This is a genomic window from Burkholderia pyrrocinia (assembly GCF_022809715.1).
Taxonomy (GTDB): Bacteria; Pseudomonadota; Gammaproteobacteria; order Burkholderiales; family Burkholderiaceae; genus Burkholderia; species Burkholderia pyrrocinia_C.
Window position 1 is genome coordinate 3256182 of record NZ_CP094459.1, and the last position, 18766, is coordinate 3274947.

Below are 18766 nucleotides of genomic sequence, written 5' to 3' on the forward strand. Positions count from 1 at the left end.
GGCTATCAGTGCGTTTCGGTGACTTTGTTCAGGTGGCGCGGCGTGTCGGGATTGCGGCCGCGCGCGACGGCGAGATCCGCCGCCATCACGTAGAACGAAAGAATGGCGGCGATCGGGTCGAGCGCCGGATGGGCGGACTGCGCGAGCGGCAGCACCGTGCCCGACAGGCCGGGCGTGCCGGCGGGCGCCGCGAGCAGCACGGCGGCGCCGCGCGCGCGCATGTCTTCCGCGAGTTGCAGCAGGCCGGCCTGTTCGGGCCCCGGCGGCGCGAACACGAGCAGCGGATAGTCGCGATCGATCAGTTCCATCGGGCCGTGACGAACTTCGGCGCTCGAGAACGCCTCGGCCTGGATGCCGGACGTTTCCTTCAGCTTCAGCGCGGCTTCCTGCGCGATCGCGAGACCGAGGCCGCGGCCGATGACGATCATCCGCTCGATGCCCGCGAGCGCGGCAACGGCCTGCGACCAGTCGAGCCGGCCGGCCTGCGCGAGCACGTCGGGCAAGCCGCGCAGCGCGGTCATCAGCGCGGCGTCGCGCTGCCAGTAAGCGACGATCTGCGCGGACAGCGACAGCATCGCGATATAGCTCTTCGTCGCGGCAACCGACAGTTCGGGGCCGGCGAGCAGCGGCAACTGGTGCTCGCACGCATCGGCGAGCGGCGACGGCAGCACGTTCACGGCGGCGACGGTGCGCGCGCCGGCTTCGCGCAGCGCGGCCATCGTGTTGACGAGGTCGGGGCTCTTGCCCGACTGGGAGAATGCGATCGCGAGTTGATCCTGCACCTTCAGCGGCGCCTGCTGCAGCGTCGCGACCGACATCGGCAGCGACGCGACCGGCACGCCGAGGCGGCTCATCGTCAGGCTCGCGAAATAGCTCGCGGCGTGATCCGAGCTGCCGCGCGCGACCGTCAGCGCGACGGCCGGCGGGTGATCGAGCAATTGGCCGGCGAGCGCTTCGACGCGCGTGGTGTCGGCGATTTGCGCGGCGACGACCTGGGCGGACTCGCGCGCTTCCTTAAGCATATTCGACAATCGATTCTCCTTCGACATAGGTCGCGGTGAGGTTCAGGTCGCGATCGAACACCGCGAGGTCGGCCCATGCGCCGCGCTCGAGGCGGCCGCGATCGGCGACGCCGAGGTAGTCGGCCGCATAGCGCGACATCCGGTTCGACACGTCGGCGATCGGCAGGCCGAGCGACACGAGGTTGCGCAGCGCCTGGTCCATCGTCAGCGTGCTGCCGGCGAGCGTGCCGTCGGCGAGCCGCACGCCGCCGAGGCACTTCGTCACGTGCTGGCTGCCGAGCCGGTATTCGCCGTCGGGCATGCCGGTTGCGGACGTGCTGTCGGTCACGACGTACAGGCGCGGGATCGCGCGCAGCGCAGCACGAATCGCGCCCGGGTGCACGTGCAGCAGGTCGGGAATGATTTCCGCGTATTCGGCATGCGCAAGCGCCGCACCCACCAGGCCCGGGTTGCGGTGATGCAGCGGCGACATCGCGTTGAACAGGTGCGTGAAGCCGCATGCGCCGTGCTTGAGCGCGGCGACGGCATCGTCGTAGGTCGCGAGCGAGTGGCCGAGCTGCACGCGCACGCCGCGCGCGGCCATCTCGCCGATGATCTCGATGTGGCCGGCGATTTCCGGCGCGAGCGTGACGACGCGGATCGGTGCGATCGACAGGTACTTCAGCACTTCGTCGAGCACGGCCGACACGGCCGCGTCGGGCTGCGCGCCGAGCTTGCCGGGGTTGATGTACGGCCCTTCGAGGTGCACGCCGAGCACGCGCGCACCACCCGGCGTGCGGGTGCGCGCAACGCTGCCGAGATTGCCGACGACCTTCATCAGTTCGTCGCGCGGCGCGGTCATCGTCGTCGCGAGCAGGCTCGTCGTGCCGAATTGCGCGTGCGTGCGGGCGATCGTCTCGATCGCGTCGCCGCCTTCCATCACGTCGGCGCCGCCGCCGCCGTGCACGTGCAGGTCGATGAAGCCGGGCAGGATGTACGGCGCGTCGTTCTGCGCGGGATCGGCGGGCGTACCGTCGAGCGTGGTGATGCGGCCGTTCTCGCTATCGAGCGAACCGTGAATCCAGCCGTCGGGGGTGAGGATGTTTCCAGTCAGCATGACGTTCTCTTGATGATCTGGTGACGCGGGCATCCGCGTCGTGATTTGCAAATCCGTGTCGTTGCTTCGCGCCCATCGCGTTGCTTGGCGCGCGGGCAGTCTCGCGCGTCAGCGTTTCAGTTCGGCGACGAAGTCGTAATAGTCGTCGCGGCAATACGATTCGGTCACTTCGATCGCGCGCTGGTCGGCGCCGTAGCCGATGCGCGTGATCACGAGCAGTGCCGCACCCGGCTTCACCGCCATCCATTTCGCGATCTCGCGCGTCGCGTTCACCGCGCGAAAGTGCTGCAGTGCGCGCACGACGACCATGCCGCGCGCTTCGAGGTATTCGTACAGCGACGCGCCGAGCGCCTGCGGATCGGGCACCACCGCGGCCGGCAGCGTCGAATGCTCGACGGCCATCACGATGCCGTCCGCGCGGCGCAGCCGTTCGAGCCGCGCAACCGTCGCGCCCGGCGCGAGGCCGAGATGCACGATCTCGTCGCGGCTCGCGGTACGCAACTTGCGCGACAGCCATACCGAATCGGGCATGAAGCCGCGCTGCTGCATCTTCGCGGTGAAGCCGACGAGACGCGACAGCGGATCGGCGACGCGCGGGGTGATGAAGCTGCCCGCACCGCGCGCCCGCGTGATCAGCCCCTGCTCGACCAGCAGCGCGAGTGCGCGGCGGGCCGTGATCCGCGATACGCCGACCGACACCGACAGCAGCCGCTCCGACGGCAGCGCCTCGCCGGCCCGCCACGCGCCGCCGTGAATCGCGCTCGCCAGGTTGCGGGCGAGCTGCAGGTAGAGCGGCGTGTCGCTGAGGGGATCGGGCGCCAGTTCGGACCAGCCGGTTTCCATGTGCCTCCGGGTGTCGGACGACGACCTCGGGCCGTCGAAAGTGAACGCATTATATAACCACAATAATACCAGTCAACGAACTGGTATTAGCTGCGTGAAAATCGCCGAAAGCCTTGCTGCGCAAGCGTTTTAGCGCCGGGAAATCCTTTGTTTACAACGATGTGCGGGATAGGGATTTACCCGAAGTGGTATGCAAAGGGACAGTTCCAGTGCCCGGTTCAGACAGGTTTCGGGTGCGAATATGAGACCGGAATAGAACCAGTTGAGCCGACTGGTATGCATCGTGGGGCGAAGCGCCGCGCGGGCCGGCGGCACGCGTCGGGGGCGTCAGTGGAATTCGCGGCTCGACGTGCGCAGGCCGCCGAGCAGCGGCGTCAGATCCTCGAAATGCTGCGCGACGAGGTGCCTCACGTCGCTCACGACCTGCCACACGCCGGACGCCGCGAGCAGCCGCGAATCGAGGGTTTCGCGGCGCTGCCGCGCGAGCAGTTCGGGCCGGACGATCACGTTCACGCAGCCCGTTTCGTCCTCGAGCGTCATGAACATCACGCCTTTCGCGGTGCCCGGCATCTGCCGCGCGGTCACGAGCCCGCACGCGCGTGCGAGCCGGCCGTCGGGGCGGTCGCGCAGTTCGGCCGCGGACGACAGCCGCTGCGCGCGCAGCGCGGGCCGCAGCAGCGCGACCGGATGGCGGTTCAGCGTGAGGCCGGTGGTGTGATAGTCGGCGAGGATGTCGTCGGCCTCCGACGGCGCACCGAGCGCGGGCTTCTCCGCTTCGTCGATCGGCGCGGCGGCGAGCAGGTCGCGCTCCGGCGCCGCGGCGACGGCCTGCCACAGTGCATCGCGGCGATGGCCGGCGAGCGTCGCGAGCGCATTCGCGGCGGCGAGCGCTTCGAGGTCGCGGCGTTCGAGCTGCGCGCGACGCGCGAGGGTGTCGACGTTCTCGAACGGGCCCGCCGCGCGTGCGGCTTCGATGCGGCGCGCGGCGGCTTCGCCGAGACCGCGCACGAGCGACAGGCCGAGCCGCACGGCAGGCTGGCCGTGCGGCGGCAGCTGGCCGGGCAGCGCTTCGAGCGATGCCTCCCAGTCGCTTTGCGTGACATCGATCGGCAGGACCTGCACACCGTGGCGCTTCGCGTCCTGCACGAGTTGCGACGGCGGGTAGAAACCCATCGGCTGGCTGTTCAGCAATGCGGCGAGGAAGATCGCCGGTTCGTGGCATTTGAGCCAGCTGCTGGCGTAGGCAAGCTTCGCGAAGCTCGCCGCGTGGCTTTCGGGGAAACCGTAATCGCCGAAGCCCTTGATCTGTTCGAAGATCTGTTCGGCGAATTCGGGCGGATAGTCGCGCTCGCGCATCCCGTCGACGATCTTGCGGTGATATTGCTCCAGATTGCCCTTGCGCTTCCACGCGGCCATCGCGCGACGCAACTGGTCGGCTTCGCCGGGCGTGAAGCCGGCCGCGATCATCGCGACCTGCATCACCTGCTCCTGGAAGATCGGCACACCCTGCGTGCGCTCGAGCGCGGGCTTCAGATCTTCCTTCGGGTAACTGACCTTTTCGATGCCCTGCCGCCGCTTCAGATAGGGATGCACCGCTCCGCCCTGAATCGGCCCCGGCCGCACGATCGCCACCTCGATCACCAGATCGTAATAATTGCGCGGCCGCAGGCGCGGCAGCATCGACATCTGCGCGCGCGATTCGATCTGGAACACGCCGACCGTGTCGGCGCGGCAGATCATGTCGTAGGTCGCTTCGTCATCCTGCGGAATGTGTTTCAGCGTGAATGGCTCGCCGCCCGGCTCCGGCGGCCCGCGCCACGCGGTGCGCATGTCGAATGCGCGATGCAGCGCCGACAGCATGCCGAGCGCCAGCACGTCGACCTTCATCAGCCCGAGTGCCTCGAGATCGTCTTTATCCCACTGGATCACGCGCCGCCCGTCCATCGCCGCGTTCTCGACCGGCACGAGCCGCGTGAGCTTGCCGCGGCTGATCACGAAGCCGCCGGAGTGCTGCGACAGGTGGCGCGGGAAATTGAGCAAGCGCCCCGCCAGTTCGGCCCATGCGCGGATCAGCGGCGTTTCGGGATCGAGCCCGGTCGTCGCGAACTTCTGCAGCAGATCGCGGCTGCCGTCGAACCAGCGGTGCCCTTTCGCAACGCGATCGACCAGCATCGGATCGACGCCGAGCGCCTTGCCGGTTTCGCGCAGCACGCCGCGCGGGCGATACGTCGATACGGCAGCGGCGAGCGCGGCGCGATCGTGTCCGTATTTTTCATAGATATGCTGGATCACTTCTTCCCGACGCTGATGCTCGAAGTCGACGTCGATATCGGGCGGCTCGCCGCGTTCCTCGCTGATGAAGCGCTCGAACAGCATCGTGCTCTGTTCGGGGTTCACCTCGGTGATGCCGAGGCAATAACAGACGACCGAGTTCGCTGCCGAGCCTCGGCCCTGACACAGGATGTTCTGGCTGCGCGCGTATTTGACGATGTCGTAGACGGTCAGGAAGAACGGTTCGTAGCTCAGCTTCGCGATCAGGTCGAGTTCATACCGGATCTGTTTCTCCACTTTCTCCGGAATACCCTGCGGATAGCGCTCGGCCGCCCCTGCCTCGGTTTCCTGTTCCAGGTAACTCGCCGGCGTGTGCCCCTTCGGCACGATTTCGTCGGGATACTCGTAGCGCAGCGAATCGAGTTCAAAATGACACGCATCGAGAATCGCGCACGTTTCCGCGATCTCTTCAGGCGAAAACAGTTGCCCGATACGCTGCCGCGAACGCAGGTGCTGTTCGGCATTCGGCGCGAGCGCATAGCCGCATTCCGAAACCGGCATCCCGACGCGGATCGCCGTCATCACGTCCTGCAACGCCTTGCACGAGCGCCGGTGCATCGTCACGTCGCCAAGCGCGACGATGCGCACGCCGCGCCGCGCGCCGGCCGCACGAATCTCCTCGCGCTGCGCACCGTCCAGCGCGCGCTGCAACTGCACGAGCCCTAGCCGCGCACGCTCGCCGAATGTCGTGCGAAACCACGCGACCTGCGCATCGAGTACATCCGCACGCACCGGATATGTGGGCACGAGAATCGCGTAGCAGTCGGGTATTCCGCGCAAGTGCGCAAACTCCTCGGGCGGCACCGACAGCATCCGCGACGTCAGCCGGTACGTGCCCTTCGGCGATGCCATCCGCCGCCACGAAATCAGTTCGGACAGGTTGCCGTAACCCTCGCGGCTCTGCGCGAGCAGCACGAGCCCGAACGCGCCGGGGCCAGGATCGTGGCCCGGCGCGACTTCATCCGGGGTTACTTCGAAATACGAACCGATGACGAGCGACAGCCCTTTCGCCTTCGCCTCGACATGCATGCGCGGCGCGCCTGCGAGCGAGCATTCGTCGGTGATCGCGATCCCGCGATAACCGAGCTCGAACGCGCGCTCGACCAACTCCTCCGCATGCGACGCGCCATGCAGGAACGAGAAGTTCGAGCGGCAAAACAACTCCGCGTAATCGGGCAGCCAACTGAATTCCGCAACCATCACCGTTCACCCGAACAGGCCGTGCAGGAACCAGCGCGGCTCGGACTCGCTCCCCGCCCGCTCCCGGAATACCCAGTAGCACGCACCGGCCTCGTCCTGCGCGACGCAGTAATCGCGCGCAGCGAGCTGACCATCGAACCACCCGGCCTCGATCCGCTCCACCGACGACATCATCCTGAGCGGCGTATGAAATACCGGCCGCTCCCCGCGCATCAGCAACGGCAGCGGCTCGGCCAGCAGCCACGCGGGACGCGGCGGCACGGCCGGCGGACCGGCGGCCGGCTTGCCGGCCTGCGCATCGAGCGGCAGCCAGCGGTTCGCGGCTTCGGGCCGGTGATCGGCAACCGGCGCCGCGCGCAGCACGTTCTCCGCGCCGAGCCGCGCGACCAGCAACTCGAACAGCCGCGCGCGCGTCTCGCGCGTGCCGCCCGGTTCGGGAAACAGATCGTCCGCCGGCGGTGCGACCGATTCGACGCGCGTGGCCTTCAGGCGCACCGCGATCACCGCGGCCGGCAGTTCGACGCGCGCGAGCCGCTCGCCGAGCAGCCGCATGAAGTGCGCCTCGTCGCGTACGGGTGCGGCGAACGCGAGTTCGAGCGGCGTCGGCGGCACGGCCTGGCGGCCGCGCTCGTGCTCGAGATCGAACGTCATTGCGGCCAGCGACAGTTGCCGCGCGGCCAGCCAGCCGCAGAGCTGCACGACGAGCCGCCGCGCGGCGAACAGCACGGCTTCCGCGTATTCGACGCGCTCCGGCAATTCGAGCCGCACGTCGAACACGGGCGGCACCGCCATCCACGCAAGCGGCTCGACCGCGTCGCCGTACGCGCGATCGAGCGCGGCCAGCAGCGCGGGACCGCAGCGGCGCTGCAGCCCCGCGCGCGGCAGGCGGCGCAGATCGGCGAGCGTGCGGCAACCGAGGCCGTCGAACCAGCCCGCATACGGACGCGCATCGGGCAGCAGCACACAGGGCAGCCCGTCGAGCGAGCGGACGAGCGACGCGTGGCCGGCGACGCGGCGCCGGCTGCGCGCGCGCGCCGACGTGCGCGCGAGCAGCCACGCGCCGCGCCCGGTCGGCGCGGCGGACAGGCGCGCCGCATAACCGAGCGCCGCGAGCGTCGCGCGCACCTGGCGGCACAGTGACGGCAAGCCGCCGAACAGGCGCAGGCTCGGGCCGACGTCGACGATCAGCGTGGCTTCGTCGTCGAGCGCGACGCACGGCGAGAAGCGCAGCAACGCGAGCGCGACCGCGCGCTGCGCATCGGCCTCGCGCGCGGGATCGCGTTCGACGAGCTGCGTGTCGGGTGCGAGCGTCAGCACGCCGCCGCGCTTCATGCCCGCACGCACGCCTTGCCGGCGCGCGGCCGCATCGGCGATCAGCACGACGCCTTGCTCGAGCACCGCGCAGCCGGCGCCGCCGGCCGCTGCGTCAGACGGCTGCGGGGCGCACACGTCGAGCGGCAGGCGCGGCAGATGGATGCCGAGCAAGACGCGCATAACGACTCTCCACGATGGGCGACGGCAGGTCGAGCACGAGCGGCTCGCCGCGCGCGGGCCCGCGACGCTTGACGATATCGAGCGACACGCCGCCCGGCACGGGATGCAGCGCGACGCGCAGCACGGCCGGCGACGGCTGCCGCGCGGCCGACAGCGGACGCAGCATCACGAACAGCGTGTCGCCCGTGCGCGCGGCCGCGAGATGCAGGCGCCGCAGCGCATCGGGCCGCGGGTCCTGCCAGAGCAGCAGCGCGCCGCAACAGCCGGTCCTGAGCGCCTGCTCGGCGGCCCACAACGCATCCGTGCGGCTGCCGGCGCGCAGCCACAGCAACGCGTCGGCCGGCACGCCGAGACTGGCGAGCGCGGTCGCATGCGGCGATTGCGGCGGCGCGACGAGCGCGAGCGGACGCCGGGCGCTGACGGTGCGTGCGAGCGCGGGCGCGAGCAGCCGCATCTCGCCGCAGCCCGGCTGCGCGGCCAGCAGTTCGACGAGCCCGCCGACCGGCCAGCCGCCGCCCGGCAGCTCGGCGGACAGCGGCGCGAAGCCGGTATCGATCGTGCGCGGGCCGCCGCACGCGAGCTGCGAGCCGCGCCAGAGCGACGGATGAAGGGATTCGGGAGAAATGGAGGATGCGAGCATGACGCCACCCACAACTGTATGGATATACAGTATATGGCAATGCGCCCGCGTCGCACAGCGCCGGTGCGAAACCGGTTTTTGTCAGAGGAAAAACAGAAGGAAAGCCGGCGCGCCCGTCATGTTACGGTGCGCCGATTCGGGCCGCCCGCACGCCCGCCGCCACGACCATCCGGCCCGATGCGACGCACGCGGGCCGGATCGCCCGGCCGGATCGGCACGCAAACCCTCACGCCAACCGGCACGATGCAACACCGCATCGCGCCGGCTCGCCGCGTGCCGCCCGTCAGGTTAGCTCAGCAACAACGCGTCGTCGTCGAGCTGCTCGTGCCGCACCTTCTCGAACATCTGCAGCAGGTCCGGCACGTCGAGCCCCTTGCGCGCGTCGCCCGACACGTCGAGCACGACCTGCCCCTGGTGCAGCATCACCGTGCGGTCGCCGTAGTCGAGCGCCTGCCGCATGCTGTGCGTGACCATCATCGTCGTCAGCCGGCTCTCGGCGACGATGCGCGCGGTCAGTTCCAGCACGAACGCGGCCGTCTTCGGGTCGAGCGCGGCCGTGTGCTCGTCGAGCAGCAGGATCCGCGACGGCCGCAGCGACGCCATCAGCAGGCTCACGGCCTGCCGCTGGCCGCCCGACAGCAACCCGATCCGGTCGGTCAGCCGGTTTTCGAGGCCGAGGTTCAGCAGCCGCAGCTTGTCGCGGAACAGCTCGCGCGACGGACGGTCGAGCGCGGCCCGGAAGCCGCGCCGCACGCCGCGCGCCGTCGCGAGCGCCATGTTTTCCTCGATCGTCAGCGCCTCGCAGGTGCCGGCCATCGGATCCTGGAACACGCGCGCGACGAGGTGCGCGCGGTCCCACGCGGGCTGGCGCGTGACGTCCGCGCCGTCGATCGCGATGCGCCCCGCATCGACGCGCTGGTCGCCGCTGACCGCATTGAGGAAGGTCGACTTGCCGGCACCGTTCGAGCCGATCACCGCGACGAACTGGCCGTCGGGAATCTCGAGCGACAGCCCGCGCAGCGCGCGCGTCTCGATCGGCGTGCCGGGATTGAACGTGAGTGTCAGGTCTTGTGCGGACAGCATGTCATGCCCCTCCGTTCTTGCGCGCGAACAGCTTCTTGCGCGTCGCCGGCAGCACCAGCGCGATCGTGACGAGCGCGGCCGTCACGAGGTTCAGGTCCTGCGCCTTCAGGCCGATGAATTCGCTGTTCAGCGCGAGCGCGATGAAGAAGCGGTAGACGATCGCGCCGAGCACGACGGCGAGCGTCGTCAGCACCAGCCGGCGCGCGGGCAGCAGCGTCTCGCCGATGATCACCGCGGCCAGCCCGATCACGATCGTGCCGATCCCCATCGAGATGTCCGCGCCGCCCTGCGTCTGCGCGAACAAGGCGCCTGCGAGCGCGACGAGCGCGTTCGACAGCGCCATCCCGGCAAGCGTCGCGCGGCCGGTTGCGATGCCTTGGGCACGCGCCATCCGCGGGTTCGCGCCGGTCGCGCGCATCGCGAGGCCGAGCTGCGACGAGAAGAACCAGTCGAGGCCGAGCTTCGCGACCACGACGACGATCGCGAGCAGCGCCGGGCGCAGCACGTAGTCGGGCATCCAGTCGGGTTGCAGCACGGTGAACAGCGTCGGCTCGGTGATCAGCGGCACGTTCGGCCGGCCCATGATCCGCAGGTTCACCGAATACAGCGCGATCATCATCAGGATGCTGGCGAGCAGATCCATGATCTTCAGGCGCACGTTGAGCCAGCCCGTGATGAAGCCGGCCAGCGCGCCCGCGACGATCGCGAGCACCGTCGCGGAGAACGGGTCGTAGCCGGCCGAGATCAGCGTCGCGGCGACGGCGCCGCCGAGCGGAAAACTGCCGTCGACGGTGAGATCGGGGAAGTTGAGGATGCGAAACGAGATCAGCACCCCGAGGGCGACGAGACTGAAGATCAGGCCGATCTCCAGCGCGCCCAGAAACGAGAACAAAGACATGGTGGGGAAATCCTGTTGCTTCCCGGCCGGACGTGTACGGCCGGGTGAAGCGAACGGGCGGCCCCGGGTGGGAGCCGCCCGTCCGGCGGTGTCGTTCAGGCCCGGATCGGGCCCGCAAGCGCTGCGGTCGGGCCGCGGCTTACTTGATGACCGTCTTCGCGTCCTTCAAGAGATCCGGCGCCAGCGTGACGCCCTGCTTCGCGGCCGCGCCCGTATTCGCGAACAGCTCGAGGTTGCTGCTCGTCTCCGACGCGATCGCGCCCGGCTTCTCGCCCTTCAGGATGCGCGCGACGACCTTGCCCGTCTGGCGGCCGAGGTCGCCGTAGTTGATGCCGAGCGCCGCGATGCCGCCGCGCTTCACGCTGTCGGTGTCGCCGGCGACGAGCGGGATCTTCGCTTCGTTCGCGACCTTCACGAGCGCTTCGTACGCGGACACGACGTTGTTGTCGGTGTTCGTGTAGATCACGTCGACCTTGCCGATCAGGCTCTTCGCGGCCGGGCCGATGTCGACGGTGCGCGGTGCGGCCGCTTCCTTCAGCGTCATCCCCTGCTTCGCGAGGATCTCCTTGAGCTCCTTCACGACGACGACCGAATTCGCCTCGCCCGGGTTGTAGACCATGCCGACCGTCTTCGCATTCGGCACGACGCGCTTGATCAGCGCGACCTGGCGATCGAGCGGCAGCTTGTCGGACACGCCCGTCACGTTGGTGCCCGACGGGCCCCAGCCCTTCACGAGCTGCGCGGCGACCGGATCGGTCACGCCCGAATAGACGACCGGCACGCTCTTCGTCGCCGCGACGACCGACTGCGCGGCCGGCGTCGCGATCGCGACGATCACGTCGGGCTTGTCGCCGACGAACTTGCGCGCGATCTGCGCGGCCGTGCCCGTGTTGCCCTGCGCGCTCTGGTATTCCCACTTGAGCTTGTCGTCGCCGTAGCCTTCCGCCTTCAGTTCGGCGCGCACGCCGTCGCGGATCGCGTCGAGCGCCGGATGGTCGACGATCGACAGCACCTTGACGGTCTGCGCGTGCGCGGCGCCTGCCAGCGCGAGTGCGGCCACGCCGGCCGTGATCGAACGGATCGCGAAAGTCTTGAATCGCTTCATGGGTGAGTCTCCCCCGTATTGTGTCGGTTCTGGATGATGGATTCCCGCCGCCGTCAGGCGGGCACCGCCGCGCGTAAAACTCGGCGGCGGCCGGCCCGCGCGCACCCCGGGAAGGTGCGTAGCGGCGAACGCACGAGGATACCATTTCCGCAGACCACCACCTGACTCCGCCCTTTCACGCGGCGCGCCGGATTGCGCTGCCCGCCGGTGCCCGCGACCGCGCGCGAAGCCCGGCCGGCGGCGGCTCCCGCCGGCATCGGCGCAACGCGTCAGCCGCGTTGACGGCTTTACGTTATGCTGTCGGCCGACCCAGGCGACACCATCGGAGGGCACATGAAACGGGGAGTCCGTGCAATCGTATTCGCCGCCGTCGCGCTGGCGCTGCCGGGCGCGGCATTCGCGCTGACCGACGGTTATGCGCAATACGACGAGTGCATGCTCGGCGCGCTGCGCGAAAGCCGCAACGGCGCCGCGGCCCAGCTGATCCAGCGCTCCTGCGACGCGCTGTACCGCAACAACGCGATGCTGCTGCCGCGCGAGCGGCGCTTTCACGAGTGCGTCGTGCAGTCGCTGCCGGGCGTGCGCGACAGCTATGCGATCCAGCAGATCATGGCGATCTGCTCGCGGCGCGGCGACATGTGAGCCGGCGCTGAACGCGGCGCACCACGCGGCCGTCCACCGGCCGCGCCAATGAAAAAAGGCCTGCGCGATGAATTGACCCCCAAGAGTTGGACATCACTCCAACCCTTGGGGGTTTTTTCATGACGAAGTATGACCCGTCGTTCAAGCAACAATTGGTCAAGGCATATCTGAGCGGCGAAGGCAGTTGCGAGTCGCTCGGCCGGAAGTACGGAGTTGGGTATTCAACACTGCGGCGTTGGGTGAGCGCTTTCCGGGTACATGGCAAAGCAGGGCTGCGCAAGAAGCACGAGACGTATAGCACTGACTTCAAGATGTCGGTGCTGCAACACATGTGGCGCCATGAGCTGTCATACCAGCGCACATGCGCGGTATTCGATTTGCGCGAAGCCAACTGCGTGAGTCGCTGGGAGCGCCAGTATCATGAGGGTGGTTTCGAAGCTCTCATGCCGCGCCGCAAAGGCCGGCCACCCAAGATGTCAAAGCCCAAACAGCCTGCCCAGCCTACTGCCGTGCCCGCAGACGAGCGCTCACGCGAAGACCTTCTTAAAGAGAATGAGTATCTGCGCGCGGAGGTGGCGTACCTAAAAAAGTTGGACGAACTGCTCCGAGCCAAGGAGCAAGCAAAGCCAAAGAAACCGCGCAAATCGTGAACGCCTTGCGTGAGCACCATTCGTTGACGGTCTTGCTCAAGGTTTCAGGCCTGGCGCGTAGTACGTTCTATTACCAAGTGGCAGCGACCAAGGCGGGAGATCGTCACGCCGAGCTCAAGGCGAAGATCGCCGATGTCTTCGCCCAGCATAAGGGGCGTTACGGCTATCGCCGGATCACGCTTGCATTGCGTCGAGCGGGCACTTGGGTCAACCGCAAGACGGTGCAGCGACTGATGTCAGTGCTGCGTCTGAAGTCGCTCGTTCGGCCCAAGAAATATCGGTCCTATCGGGGAGAGCGTGGGCGCATAGCGCCGAATCTACTCAACCGCCAATTCGAAGCCAATAGGCCCAACGAGAAGTGGGTGACGGATGTGACCGAATTCAATGTCGGCGGCAAGAAGCTATATCTGTCGCCGGTTCTGGATTTGTACAACGGCGAGATCATTGCCTGGCAAATGAGCGAGCGCCCTGACTTCGCCATGATCAAAGCCATGCTGGACAAGGCATTCAAGCGGCTGGCACCTGATGAGGCACCGATGCTGCATTCGGATCAAGGCTGGGCTTATCAAATGCGAGAATACTGCGAACAGCTTGCTGAGCGAGGCATGCCGCAGAGCATGTCACGCAAGGGCAACTGCTTGGATAATGCCGCGATGGAAAGCTTCTTCGGCACACTCAAATCCGAGTGCTTCCGGTTGACACACTTCGCAGACGTCCAGAAATTGCGTCGCGCCATTGCCGACTACATCCACTATTACAATCACGACCGCATCAAGCTCAAGCTAAAAGGGCTGAGTCCCGTGCAGTACAGAACTCAGCCCTTGGCGGCCTAATTTACCCGTCCAACTTTACGGGGTCAGCTCACGATGCAGGCCCTTTTCGTTCAGCGGTCCGACCGGTGTGCGGCGTTCAGAACGACGCGACCATCGAGCCCTTGAACTGCTTCTTGATGAATTCCCGCACTTCCGGCGACTGGTACGCCTTGACCAGCTTCTTCACCCACGGCTGATCCTTGTCCTTCGCGCGCACGGCGATCAGGTTCGCGTACGGGCTCGTCAGCGCTTCGAGTGCGATCGCGTCCTTGGTCGGCTGCAGGTTCGCGGCCAGCGCGTAGTTCGTGTTGATCACGGCCGCGTCGACGTCCGACAGCACGCGCGGCAGTTGCGCGGCGTCGAGTTCGGAGATCTTCAGCTTCTTCGGGTTCTCGGCGATGTCGAGCACCGTCGCGTTGTTGCCGCCCGTGCCGGCGCCCGACTTCAGCTTGATCACGCCTTGCGTCTGGAGCAGCAGCAGCGCGCGGTTCTCGTTCGACGGATCGTTCGGCACCGCGAGCTTCGCGCCTTGCGGCAGGTCCTTCAGCGACTTGAACTTCTTCGAGTACACGCCGATCGGCGAGATGTAGGTCAGGCCCGCGCTGACGATCTTGTAGCCGCGCTGCTTCACCTGGCTGTCGAGGTAGGGCTGGTGCTGGAAGCTGTTCGCGTCGAGGTCGCCCGAATCGAGCGCCGCGTTCGGCTGCACGTAGTCGTTGAACTCGATGACCTTCACGTTCAGGCCTTCCTTCTCCTTCGCGACCTTCTGCACGAGCTGCCACACTTCCGCATCCGGGCCGGCAACCGTGCCGACCTTGATCACCTTGTCCTCGGCGTGCGCGCCCGCCGACAGCGTCAGCGCTGCACCGGCAGCCAGCACGGAAAATACCTTCAGGAGACTGCGACGCTTCATCTGTTTCTCGCTTTCTTGCTTACTGGAAATGGGGCGCGATACGGGTATCCCCCGACTCGCTGGAAGGGGCAAATGGTGTCACAGGATCGGCGGGAAGTGAAATACATCCCGCTCATATGGGTATGCACCGCAGCAGTGCTGGCGGCGGATGCGCGGCTTGGCCGTTAGTTGCGTTTGCGTGTGACGCGCATCCGCCAAGTCCGCGTCACGCCACCGCTGCGTCGCCGGCCGCCTTCGTGCCGAACGCGGGTTCGGCCGCCCGCTCGCCGGCCCGCCGCGACGATATGCCGCCTGCATCGCCGACCCGGAACGCGCCGACCGCGTCGCGCAGCCGCGCGGCCTGTTCCTGCAGCGACCCAGCGGCGGCCGCAGCCTCCTCGACGAGCGCCGCGTTCTGCTGCGTCACCTGATCCATCTGCGTGACCGCGCGCCCGACCTGCGTGATGCCGCTCGCCTGCTCCTCGGACGCGGCCGCGATCTCGCCCATGATGTCGGTCACGCGCGCGACGGCCTGCAGGATCTCGCCCATCGTCGTGCCGGCCTGGCCGACCAGCGTCGAACCGTTGCGCACGCGCTCGACCGAATCGACGATCAGCGCGCGGATCTCCTTCGCTGCCGTCGCGCTGCGCTGCGCGAGCGAGCGCACCTCGCCCGCGACCACCGCGAAGCCGCGACCCTGCTCGCCCGCGCGCGCGGCCTCGACCGCCGCGTTCAGCGCGAGGATGTTGGTCTGGAATGCGATGCCCTCGATCACGCCGATGATGTCGGCGATCTTGCGCGAGCTGTCGTCGATCTCGCCCATCGTGCCGATCACGCGGTTCACGACGTCGCTCCCCGTGCGCGCGATGTCCGACGCGTTGTTCGCGAGCCCGCTCGCCTGCCGCGCGTTGTCGGCGTTCTGCTTCACCGTCGCGGTCAGCTGCTCCATGCTCGCGGCCGTTTCCTCCAGCGACGCGGCCTGCTCCTCGGTGCGCTGCGACAGGTCGTCGTTGCCGGCCGAGATCTCGCGGCTCGCCGACGCGATCGATTCGGCCGACTGGCGAATCCCGCCGATCGTCGCCCGCAGCCGAGCCTGCATGTCGCGCATCGCGGCCATCATGCTCGTGCGGTCACCCGCGCGCACGGGCACCGGCTGCGTGAGGTCGCCCTGCGCAATGCGCGTCGCGAGCGCGGCCGCTTCGTCGGGCTCGCCGCCGAGGCTGGCGCGCACGTTGCGGATGATTACCAGCATCGCCGCGCTGATCACGAAGCCGATCACGAACACGACCGCGAGGTGGCCGAGCAGCGTGCGGTAGTAGATGGTGTCGATGTCCTTCAGGAACACGCCGCTCGAGATGTTCCAGTCCCACGGCGCGAAACGCGTGACGTAGCTGATCTTCGGCACGGCGGTTTCGCTGTGCGGCAGCCGCCCGCGATATTCGGCGAAGCCGCTGCCGGTCGCCTTCGCGGCGTTCAGGATCGTGACGAACAGCGGCTTGCCGTCCGGATCGAGCGTGTCGCCGACCTGCGTGCCGACCAGCTTCGGCAGCGTCGGATGCATCAGCACGACCGGCTTCGAGTCCATCACGAACACGTAGCCCGAATCTCCGTAGCGCATCGCGGCAAGGCTCGCGAGCGCGTCGCGCTTCGCATCGGCCTCGGGCAGCGTGCCGCTCTGCGCAAGCGCGTGATACGACTTCACGATGCCGGCCGCCGAATCGACGAGATTCGCGATGCCGGCCCGGCGTTCGGCGAGCATCGTCGCGCGCGTCTCGTAGGCGCTCCAGGCGCCGACGCCCAGCAAACCGATCCATACCAGCGCAAGCGCGAGCCACAGCTTGCGGTTCAAACTCATTCTGCTCATCTGCGTGCCTTTATCGATGTCGGTGCACACGATGCGCACGAACGGCCTGCCGCGCGCAAACGGTTGCCCTTGCATTTACGGCAATGAGGCTTACAACTTGAATACACGCCGGAGCGCAACGGACGGCCCCGGCGCGACAGCCCGCATCCGCTGTGCTACAAAGACCGGCTGGCCGGCGCGCGACGCGCCGGCGCCATTCCGGGGCCATCCATGTACGTCATCGACATCCACTACACCGCATCGCTCGAGCGCATCGACGACGCGCTCGAGCGCCACCGTGCGTATCTGCAGCCGCTGTTCGACAAGGGCATCTTCATCGCGGCGGGGCCGAAGGTGCCGCGCGAAGGCGGCGTGATCCTCGCGGCCCGCATCGATCGCGACGAACTCGACGCGATCCTGAAGACCGACCCGTTCGTCACCGAGGGGCTCGCGACGTATCGCGTGACGGAATTCCGGATCACGCGCGCCGCATCCGGCTTCAACGTGCCGGCGCTGCCGTAACGCGGCATCTGCGCGGCACGCGCGCGTGCCGACGCGCCGCGCGGCGGGCGGCGGGCGGCGCATGCAAACGAAAAGGGAAAAGAGAAAGCGTGACGGCGCGAAACGGCCGTCACACGATCGCCGGGCCGGGCGCTCGGCGAATGCCGGTCACTCGACCAGCAGCTTCAGGTCGTGGACCCACGGGCCGGGGCCCTGGCCGTCGCGCACGAACAGGCGCAGCTTGCCGTCGCGATCGAACACATAGCTCGCGGCGGTGTGATCCATCGTGTAGCTGCCGGGCGTCTTGCCGGGCACTTTCGCGTAGTACACGCGGAAATCCTTCGTGACCTTCTTCAGCGCCGCTTCGTCGGCCGGCCGCAGGCCGACGAACGACGGATCGAACGCGGGCACGTACTGGCCGAGCAGCGCCGGCGTGTCGCGTTCCGGGTCGACGGTGACGAACAGCACCTGCACGCGCTTCGCGGCATCGGGCCCGAGCTGCTTCAGCGCCTCGGACAGTTCGGCCATCGTCGTCGGGCACACGTCCGGGCAGTGCGTATAGCCGAAGAACATTACGACGGCCTTGCCCTTGAAGTCGGCGAGCGTGCGCACCTTGCCGGCCGTATCGGGCAGCGAGAAGTCGTTGCCGAACTGCGTGTTGCCGGTGATGTCGAGGTTCTGGAATTTCGGCGCGTTGTCGCATCCGGCGAGCAGCAGCGCTGCCGTGAATGCGCACGCGAGCATCCAGCCTTGGCGCGCGCGGCGCCCGAACCGTGTATGGAGCATTGCGTTCAAACCGTGCGGTTACACGCCGAGCAGCGGGCGTGCATAGTGATCGACGAGCAGCGCGGCGAACAGCAGCGACAGATAGACGATCGAATAGCGGAAGGCCTTGCGGGCGAGTTCGTCCGAATAATCGCGGTAGATCTTCCACGCATACGCGAGGAACACCGCGCCGAGCAGCACCGCGCTCGTCAGGTAGACAGCCCCGCTCATCCCGGAGATGAACGGCATCAGCGTGACCGCGAACAGGATCACCGTGTACAGCAGGATGTGCAGCCGCGTGAACTTCTCGCCGTGCGTGACGGGCAGCATCGGCAGCCCCGCGCTCTCGTAATCCTTGCGGCGATAGAGCGCGAGCACCCAGAAATGCGGCGGCGTCCACACGAAGATGATCAGCACGAGGATCCACGCGTCGCCGGGCACCGCGCCGGTGACCGCGGCCCACCCGAGCGCCGGCGGCATCGCGCCCGACGCGCCGCCGATCACGATGTTCTGCGGCGTCATCGGCTTGAGCAGCAGCGTGTAGATCACCGCGTAGCCGACGAACGTCGCGATCGTCAGCCACATCGTCAGCGGGTTCGTGAACGTGTAGAGCGTCCATGCGCCGGCGCTGCCGAGCACGGCCGAGAACACCAGGATCTGCGGCGTCGTGATCTCGCCGCGCGCGGACGGGCGCCATGCGGTACGCCGCATCATCGCGTCGATCTTCTGTTCGACGAGGCAGTTGATCGCGAATGCGGCACCGGCCAGCAGCCAGATACCGACCGTGCCGCCGATCAGCACATGCCACGGCACCATGCCCGGTGTCGCGAGGAACATGCCGATCACCGCGCAGAACACCGCGAGCTGCGTGACACGCGGCTTCGTCAGCGCCATGTACTGGGAAAAGCGGCTACCGGGCGATTGGGAGAGGGTGCTTTGCATGGGGGCG

The 18766-nt window shown here is 67.8% G+C and carries 16 protein-coding genes; 3 read left to right on the forward strand and 13 right to left on the reverse strand.

From position 1 onward, the window contains the following. Positions 1-5 precede the first annotated feature (5 nt). From MRS60_RS15060 to MRS60_RS15100, 9 genes are all read right to left on the reverse strand, one after another. Positions 6-1022 (reverse strand): SIS domain-containing protein, encoded by a 1017-nt coding sequence (locus MRS60_RS15060; RefSeq protein ID WP_217590815.1) that lies wholly within the window; start codon positions 1020-1022, stop codon positions 6-8. After that, the gene (gene nagA / locus MRS60_RS15065; RefSeq protein ID WP_034179088.1) at positions 1015-2118 is read right to left on the reverse strand and encodes an N-acetylglucosamine-6-phosphate deacetylase; all 1104 of its coding nucleotides are present in this window, start codon (positions 2116-2118) and stop codon (positions 1015-1017) included. Before nagA ends, MRS60_RS15060 begins: the two co-directional genes overlap by 8 nt. Before the next feature lie 108 nt (positions 2119-2226). Next, complete coding sequence (locus MRS60_RS15070) at positions 2227-2961, reverse strand: GntR family transcriptional regulator (RefSeq protein ID WP_034179089.1); 735 nt, start codon at positions 2959-2961, stop codon at positions 2227-2229. Positions 2962-3288: 327 nt separating this feature from the next. Further along, on the reverse strand, positions 3289-6492 hold the full coding sequence (locus tag MRS60_RS15075; RefSeq protein ID WP_243564926.1) for an error-prone DNA polymerase: 3204 nt from the start codon (positions 6490-6492) through the stop codon (positions 3289-3291). 6 nt (positions 6493-6498) lie between these two features. Next, entirely contained in the window at positions 6499-7986 is a 1488-nt protein-coding gene (locus MRS60_RS15080; RefSeq protein WP_243564927.1) for a Y-family DNA polymerase, read from the reverse strand. Beyond that, on the reverse strand, positions 7919-8626 hold the full coding sequence (imuA, locus tag MRS60_RS15085; protein ID WP_131947499.1) for a translesion DNA synthesis-associated protein ImuA: 708 nt from the start codon (positions 8624-8626) through the stop codon (positions 7919-7921). Before imuA ends, MRS60_RS15080 begins: the two co-directional genes overlap by 68 nt. A gap of 288 nt (positions 8627-8914) precedes the next feature. After that, positions 8915-9709, reverse strand: coding sequence for an ABC transporter ATP-binding protein (locus MRS60_RS15090; RefSeq protein WP_034179093.1), 795 nt, complete (start codon positions 9707-9709; stop codon positions 8915-8917). A 1-nt stretch (position 9710) separates the two neighbouring features. Then, positions 9711-10607, reverse strand: a complete 897-nt coding sequence (locus tag MRS60_RS15095; RefSeq protein WP_105393573.1) for an ABC transporter permease — start codon at positions 10605-10607, stop codon at positions 9711-9713. A gap of 139 nt (positions 10608-10746) precedes the next feature. Then, a complete protein-coding gene (locus tag MRS60_RS15100; RefSeq protein ID WP_034179095.1) occupies positions 10747-11712 on the reverse strand; it encodes an ABC transporter substrate-binding protein in 966 nt (321 codons plus the stop codon). A 333-nt stretch (positions 11713-12045) separates the two neighbouring features. On the opposite strand from MRS60_RS15100, the gene MRS60_RS15105 reads away from it, so the two are divergent. Then, positions 12046-12354: a VF_A0006 family four-cysteine protein gene (locus MRS60_RS15105; RefSeq protein WP_034179439.1), complete on the forward strand. Its 309-nt coding sequence runs from the start codon at positions 12046-12048 to the stop codon at positions 12352-12354. A 119-nt stretch (positions 12355-12473) separates the two neighbouring features. Beyond that, a protein-coding gene (locus MRS60_RS15110; RefSeq protein ID WP_243564928.1) for an IS3 family transposase occupies positions 12474-13837 on the forward strand; the annotation gives its coding sequence in 2 pieces (ribosomal slippage) (positions 12474-12951 and positions 12951-13837; 1365 coding nt in all). Between the two features lie 76 nt (positions 13838-13913). On the opposite strand, the gene MRS60_RS15115 is transcribed toward MRS60_RS15110, so the two are convergent. Together MRS60_RS15115 and MRS60_RS15120 are read right to left on the reverse strand one after the other, a co-directional pair. After that, entirely contained in the window at positions 13914-14729 is an 816-nt protein-coding gene (locus MRS60_RS15115; RefSeq protein WP_034179096.1) for a MetQ/NlpA family ABC transporter substrate-binding protein, read from the reverse strand. A gap of 205 nt (positions 14730-14934) precedes the next feature. Beyond that, on the reverse strand, positions 14935-16572 hold the full coding sequence (locus tag MRS60_RS15120; RefSeq protein ID WP_243564929.1) for a methyl-accepting chemotaxis protein: 1638 nt from the start codon (positions 16570-16572) through the stop codon (positions 14935-14937). A 210-nt stretch (positions 16573-16782) separates the two neighbouring features. Between MRS60_RS15120 and MRS60_RS15125 the strand changes: the two genes are divergently transcribed. Beyond that, positions 16783-17073, forward strand: coding sequence for a YciI family protein (locus MRS60_RS15125; protein ID WP_034179097.1), 291 nt, complete (start codon positions 16783-16785; stop codon positions 17071-17073). A gap of 147 nt (positions 17074-17220) precedes the next feature. Here MRS60_RS15125 and MRS60_RS15130 read toward each other — a convergent pair whose 3' ends face one another. Together MRS60_RS15130 and cyoE are read right to left on the reverse strand one after the other, a co-directional pair. Continuing rightward, positions 17221-17838 (reverse strand): SCO family protein, encoded by a 618-nt coding sequence (locus MRS60_RS15130; protein ID WP_243564930.1) that lies wholly within the window; start codon positions 17836-17838, stop codon positions 17221-17223. 18 nt (positions 17839-17856) lie between these two features. Continuing rightward, positions 17857-18759, reverse strand: coding sequence for a heme o synthase (cyoE, locus tag MRS60_RS15135; RefSeq protein ID WP_034179099.1), 903 nt, complete (start codon positions 18757-18759; stop codon positions 17857-17859). Between the last annotated feature and the right edge of the window lie 7 nt (positions 18760-18766).

What these genes read in the sequence shown, in the direction of transcription:
- MRS60_RS15060 (WP_217590815.1), bottom strand. Translation starts at nt 1,022, where the DNA reads ATGCTTAAGGAAGCGCGCGAGTCCGCCCAGGTCGTCGCCGCGCAAATC.
- nagA (WP_034179088.1), bottom strand. Translation starts at nt 2,118, where the DNA reads ATGCTGACTGGAAACATCCTCACCCCCGACGGCTGGATTCACGGTTCG.
- MRS60_RS15070 (WP_034179089.1), bottom strand. Translation starts at nt 2,961, where the DNA reads ATGGAAACCGGCTGGTCCGAACTGGCGCCCGATCCCCTCAGCGACACG.
- MRS60_RS15075 (WP_243564926.1), bottom strand. Translation starts at nt 6,492, where the DNA reads ATGGTTGCGGAATTCAGTTGGCTGCCCGATTACGCGGAGTTGTTTTGC.
- MRS60_RS15080 (WP_243564927.1), bottom strand. Translation starts at nt 7,986, where the DNA reads ATGCGCGTCTTGCTCGGCATCCATCTGCCGCGCCTGCCGCTCGACGTG.
- imuA (WP_131947499.1), bottom strand. Translation starts at nt 8,626, where the DNA reads ATGCTCGCATCCTCCATTTCTCCCGAATCCCTTCATCCGTCGCTCTGG.
- MRS60_RS15090 (WP_034179093.1), bottom strand. Translation starts at nt 9,709, where the DNA reads ATGCTGTCCGCACAAGACCTGACACTCACGTTCAATCCCGGCACGCCG.
- MRS60_RS15095 (WP_105393573.1), bottom strand. Translation starts at nt 10,607, where the DNA reads ATGTCTTTGTTCTCGTTTCTGGGCGCGCTGGAGATCGGCCTGATCTTC.
- MRS60_RS15100 (WP_034179095.1), bottom strand. Translation starts at nt 11,712, where the DNA reads ATGAAGCGATTCAAGACTTTCGCGATCCGTTCGATCACGGCCGGCGTG.
- MRS60_RS15105 (WP_034179439.1), top strand. Translation starts at nt 12,046, where the DNA reads ATGAAACGGGGAGTCCGTGCAATCGTATTCGCCGCCGTCGCGCTGGCG.
- MRS60_RS15115 (WP_034179096.1), bottom strand. Translation starts at nt 14,729, where the DNA reads ATGAAGCGTCGCAGTCTCCTGAAGGTATTTTCCGTGCTGGCTGCCGGT.
- MRS60_RS15120 (WP_243564929.1), bottom strand. Translation starts at nt 16,572, where the DNA reads ATGAGCAGAATGAGTTTGAACCGCAAGCTGTGGCTCGCGCTTGCGCTG.
- MRS60_RS15125 (WP_034179097.1), top strand. Translation starts at nt 16,783, where the DNA reads ATGTACGTCATCGACATCCACTACACCGCATCGCTCGAGCGCATCGAC.
- MRS60_RS15130 (WP_243564930.1), bottom strand. Translation starts at nt 17,838, where the DNA reads ATGCTCCATACACGGTTCGGGCGCCGCGCGCGCCAAGGCTGGATGCTC.
- cyoE (WP_034179099.1), bottom strand. Translation starts at nt 18,759, where the DNA reads ATGCAAAGCACCCTCTCCCAATCGCCCGGTAGCCGCTTTTCCCAGTAC.